This is a genomic window from Streptomyces sp. (assembly GCF_031178505.1).
Lineage (GTDB): Bacteria > Actinomycetota > Actinomycetes > Streptomycetales > Streptomycetaceae > Streptomyces > Streptomyces gulbargensis.
Window position 1 is genome coordinate 1 of the sequence record NZ_JAPSIW010000567.1, and the last position, 4,688, is coordinate 4,688.

The 4,688-nt window shown below is 73.5% G+C and carries 5 protein-coding genes; 1 reads left to right on the forward strand and 4 read right to left on the reverse strand.

Annotated features, from left to right (window positions below):
• A partial coding sequence (locus RIF68_RS27880) for a family 10 glycosylhydrolase (RefSeq protein ID WP_309054063.1) occupies nucleotides 1-873 on the reverse strand: 873 nt, incomplete at its 3' end.
• A 195-nt stretch (nucleotides 874-1,068) separates the two neighbouring features.
• Between RIF68_RS27880 and RIF68_RS27885 the strand changes: the two genes are divergently transcribed.
• Nucleotides 1,069-1,929, forward strand: a complete 861-nt coding sequence (locus tag RIF68_RS27885; protein ID WP_309054064.1) for a 3-hydroxybutyryl-CoA dehydrogenase — start codon at nucleotides 1,069-1,071, stop codon at nucleotides 1,927-1,929.
• A gap of 59 nt (nucleotides 1,930-1,988) precedes the next feature.
• Here the strand turns inward: RIF68_RS27885 and RIF68_RS27890 are convergent, their stop codons facing one another.
• The 3 genes from RIF68_RS27890 to RIF68_RS27900 form a co-directional block, all read right to left on the reverse strand.
• Nucleotides 1,989-2,519 (reverse strand): NUDIX hydrolase, encoded by a 531-nt coding sequence (locus RIF68_RS27890; protein WP_309054065.1) that lies wholly within the window; start codon nucleotides 2,517-2,519, stop codon nucleotides 1,989-1,991.
• 62 nt (nucleotides 2,520-2,581) lie between these two features.
• Entirely contained in the window at nucleotides 2,582-3,922 is a 1,341-nt protein-coding gene (locus RIF68_RS27895) for a transcriptional regulator (RefSeq protein WP_309054066.1), read from the reverse strand.
• A 274-nt stretch (nucleotides 3,923-4,196) separates the two neighbouring features.
• A partial coding sequence (locus tag RIF68_RS27900; protein WP_309054067.1) for a PP2C family protein-serine/threonine phosphatase occupies nucleotides 4,197-4,688 on the reverse strand: 492 nt, incomplete at its 5' end.

A 4,688-nucleotide genomic window follows, 5' to 3' on the forward strand; every position in this document is an offset into this window, starting at 1 on the left:
CCAGACCCCGAACGGGCTGATCCCGAAGGCCACGTCCTTCCTGATCCCCTTGATGCGCGCGGCGGTCTCGGAGACCAGCAGGTCGATGTTGTTCCGCCGCCAGGACGCCTTGTCGCGGAAGCCGCCGCCGTACCGCGCGTACGTCTCGTCGTCGCCGAAGGTCTGGCCGGCCACCGGGTACGGGTAGAAGTAGTCGTCCCAGTGGACGGCGTCGACGTCGTAGCGCCGTACCGCGTCCAGCATCGCGTCCTGCACGAAGCGGCGGACCTCCGGCTGCCCGGGGTCGTAGTACAGCTTCCCGCCGTAGGGCAGCACCCACTCGGGGTGGAGCCGCGCCGGGTGGTCGGGGACGAGCCGGCCGGGATCGGTGTGGTTCGCCACCCGGTACGGGTTGAACCAGGCGTGCAGCCGCAGGCCGCGCGCGTGGGCCTCCTCGACGGCGGTGCCCAGCGGGTCCCAGCCGGGGTCCCTGCCCTGGGTGCCGGTGAGGTACTGGGCCCAGGGCTCGTACGGCGAGGGCCACAGGGCGTCGGCGGTCGGCCGGACCTGGAGCACGACGGTGTTGAGGCGGCGCTCGACCGCCTGGTCGAGGTGGGCGAGGAGCTGGGCCCGCTGCTCGGCGGCGGACAGCCCCGTCCGGGACGGCCAGTCCCGGTTGGCGACGGTGGCCACCCACACGCCCCGGAACTCAGGGGCGCGGAAGGGCCACTTCCGTACGTCCGCCGCGTCCGCCGCCCGCGCGCCCGGACCGGCGCCTTCCCCCGGGCCGTAGGGGGCGGAGGCGTCGCCCGACGTGACTCTTCCCGGGCCCGGCGTTCCGCCCGCCGCCGTGGCGCCCGTCACGGTGAGCGCCGCCGCTGTGGCGCCGGTCACGAACCCTCTTCTGCCGATAGGCCGCACTTGTACCCCTCTTGTGTCGGATACGTCACACCTTCCCGGACAGCATGCCCGCCTCCCCGGCGATCGATCATCGCGCGAATCGGAGTAACGTCGTGGGGTCGAGGCGGACGCACCGGAATCACACGGGCCCGCCGCAGAGAGAGCGAGAGGCACGAGGTGACGGACTCCATGGCCGACATTGAGCGCGTCGGAGTGGTGGGCTGCGGCCAGATGGGCGCAGGCATCGCGGAGGTGTGTGCCCGTAGCGGGCTTGAGGTGAAGGTCGCCGAGACGACCGGCGAGGCGCTGGAGATCGGCCGTACGCGGCTCTACAACTCGCTGGCGAAGGCCGCCGAACGCGGCAAGATCAGCGAGGAGGAGCGCGACGCGGCGCTCGGGCGCCTCAGCTTCACCACCGACCTCGGGGAGTTCGCCGACCGCGACCTCGTCATCGAGGCGGTCGTGGAGAACGAGCAGGTCAAGACCGAGATCTTCCAGGTGCTCGACCAGGTGCTGACCCGGCCGGACGCCATCCTGGCCTCGAACACCTCCTCCATCCCGCTGGTGAAGCTGGCCGTGGCGACCTCCCGCCCCGACCACGTCATCGGCATCCACTTCTTCAACCCGGCCCCGGTGCAGAAGCTCGTCGAGCTGATCCCCGCCCTCACCACCTCCGAGGGCACGATCAGCCGGGCGCAGGCCTTCGCCGAGAAGGTCCTCGGCAAGCACGCGATCCGTGCGCAGGACCGGTCCGGCTTCATCGTCAACGCGCTGCTCGTGCCGTACCTGCTGTCCGCCATCCGCATGTTCGAGTCGGGCATCGCGAGCCGCGAGGACATCGACAACGGCATGGAGTTCGGCTGCGCCCACCCGATGGGCCCGCTGAAGCTCTCGGACCTGATCGGCCTCGACACGATCGCCTCGATCGCCGACTCGATGTACACGGAGTTCAAGGAGCCCCTGTACGCCGCTCCCCCGCTGCTGCAGCGCATGGTGGACGCGGGCCGGCTGGGCCGGAAGACGGGCTCGGGCTTCTACCCGTACTCCTGACGCTCCCCTGAGCCATCCCTCCGGCCGGACGGCCCGTACCCCCGCACAGGTACGCGCCGTCAGCCGAGGCGGAGATGGTGGAGCATGAGCAGTCCGGCGGCCATGTTCGCCGCCGGGATCCGGCCGCGGGCGATCATGTCGGGCACGTGCTTGAGCGGGATCCACGCGCGGCGCGAGGACTCGAAGGCGTCCTCGGGCGGTCCGGTGTAGGTGGCGTGGTCCGTCCAGTAGAGGTGGTGGCGGGCGTCGGTGAGGCCGTTGGAGGGTTCGACGGTCAGGAGGTGGCGCAGGGGCCCCGGCCGCCAGCCGGTCTCCTCCTCCATCTCGCGGGCGGCGGCGGTCGTCGTGTCCTCGCCGTCCTCGACGACGCCTGCGGCCAGTTCCCAGCCCCAGCTGTCGGTGATGAAGCGGTGGCGCCAGAGCATGAGGACCTCGTCGGCCTCGTTGACGGCGGTCGCGACGGCGACCGGGCGGAGCCGGATCAGATAGTGGTCGAGGTGTCGGCCGTCCGGGAGTTCGACGTCCGCGAGGTTCACCCGGAACCAGCGGTTCTCATAGACGGAGCGTTCACTCAGTTTCGTCCACTGCACGTTGGTGCCACCTTCCGACGGGTCGGCGCTTCTTCGGTGGCCTCATGGCAGCAGGCGGCGGCTCACAGGGGAACGCGTAGCGTCCCCTCGATCACCGCCGCGGCCTCGCGTGCCTCCCCGCCTCCGCTCGCGAGCAGATCGTCCCGCACCTGACGCAGCCGCTCACGCAGCCGCCGCGACTCCATGCCCCGGGCCCGCTCGGTCATCTCCGCCGCCGTACGCGCCGCCGCGTCGCAATCGCCCCGGCGGAGTTCCACCTGGCACAGCATCGCGAGCCGGTGCACCCGGCCCCGGTCGTGCGAGGGCGCCCCCACCGCCGTCGCGGCGTGCTCATGGGCCGCCGGAAGATCACCCAGACTGAGGAGCGCCTCGGCGACCTGCACGTTGACCAGCCCCGGCTGGACGTACCCGGTCTCGGCCGGCTCCCCCTCCGGACTGATCCGCTCCGCCTCCGCCTCGGCCCGCCTGATGCAGGCCAGGGCGGCGGGGGCGTCGCCGAGCCGCGCGTACGCCTTCGCCTGCATCGCCGTCAGATCGGCCGCGAGCGCCGGCGTGATCCGCGGACCGGCGGCCCGCAGCGCCGCCTCCGCGAAGGCGACGGCCTGCCGGTGCTCCCCGGTGAACAGCGACTGGTTGACGAGGAGCGCGATCACGTAGGCGCCGAAGGCCCGGTCCCCGCTCGCCTTCGCCAGCCGCAGCGCCTGGTGGAAGTAGCGCTGGGCGAGGCCGTGGGCGTCGGCGTCGTACGCGCAGATGCCGGCGACCGCCACCAGGCCGCCCGTGGCCCGGTGCAGCCGGCGCCCGAGGGCGTCGCCGTAGGAACCGCGCAGCAGCGGAGCGGCCTCGGCGGTGAGGAAGCCGACGATCCGGCCGCGGGTCGCGATGCCACCCGCCTTGCGGTACATCTGCTCGTAGTGGGACCGGGCCGCGCTCAGCGTCACGATGTCGGCCGCCGAGACCGTCGTACGGCCCTCGCGGGAGACGTCCACGTCCTCGGGCGGGTTCTCCCACTCCCACACCGGCATCACCGCGGGCGTGCCGGTGACCGCCTGCGCGGCGACGATGTGCGGTCGCTGCTGCTCGTCGGAGCGCCAGAGGGCGGCGGCCCGCTCCACGAAACCGCAGAGCGGCGAGCCGGGGGCGGGCAGCGGTCCGCCGGGCACGCCGAGGCCGATGTCGTCCAGCGTCACGGGCCGGCCGAGGCGCGCGGCGAGCACCTCGCAGATCAGATCCGGCACCTGGCCGCGCGGCCGCTGGCCCTTCAGCCAGCGGGCGACGGCGGTGTGTTCGTAACGCAGGGCGAGGCCCCTGGCCCGGCCGGCCCGGTTCACGCGGGCGGCGAGTCCGGCGTTCGAGACGCCCGCTTCGTCGAGCAGGGCGTCGAGCAGGGTGTTGGGCTGCATGGCCCCTCCGGTCGCTCGGTGAACTCAGCGTAGCGGTGGCCGATTTCGTACGGGTCGTTTTCGCACGGGGTGTGAACGAAGTACCCGTTCCCCCGGTCCGCGCGCGCTCCCCCGCACCGGCCGGAACCGCTTGACTGAGGTGTACGCCGCAAGGCGACGACCGGGCCGCCGGCTCCCCCTCGTACAGCGCCGCCGCCCGGTCCGCGCCGCCCGCCCCGCCGATCTGCCCGACACTCCGTGGCGGAGCGGGCGGCACCCGGCCCGTATCCCCCGCTCAGCAGTGGGGCGACGGGGCCGGCCGGGACCGTCGCAGCCCGGGTTCGGCGGGCTGCGACGGCACCCGGACACGGTCGTTGCGGACGACGAGCAGCGCCACGTCGTCCGCGAGCCGGCCGTCCGTGTGCCGGAGCAGCGCGGTCCGGACCCGCCGGACCAGGGCCGCGGGCGCCTCGCGCGGGGACCGGCCGAGCTCCTCCCCCAGGGAGAAGAACCGGCCACGCCGGTCGCGGGCCTCCTCCGCGCCGTCCGTGTGCAGGACGCGCGTCTCGCCGGGGAGCAGCCTCGGCGCGGAGTACGGCACGAGGGCGTCGGGCAGCGGGAAGGCGCCGAGCGGCGGCAGCGGTTCCCCGACCGGGAGGCGCTCGACGCGGCGGCCGAGGCGGTACGGGCCGGGGTGACCGCAGTTCAGGACGGCGAGCCGCCCGTCCGCCCGCACCTCCAGGAGCAGCAGGGTCACGAACTCCTCGGCCACCGGATGCTCCGGCTC

Coding starts and splice junctions, on each gene's coding strand:
- RIF68_RS27885 (WP_309054064.1), top strand. CDS start 1,069: ATGGCCGACATTGAGCGCGTCGGAGTGGTGGGCTGCGGCCAGATGGGC.
- RIF68_RS27895 (WP_309054066.1), bottom strand. CDS start 3,922: ATGCAGCCCAACACCCTGCTCGACGCCCTGCTCGACGAAGCGGGCGTC.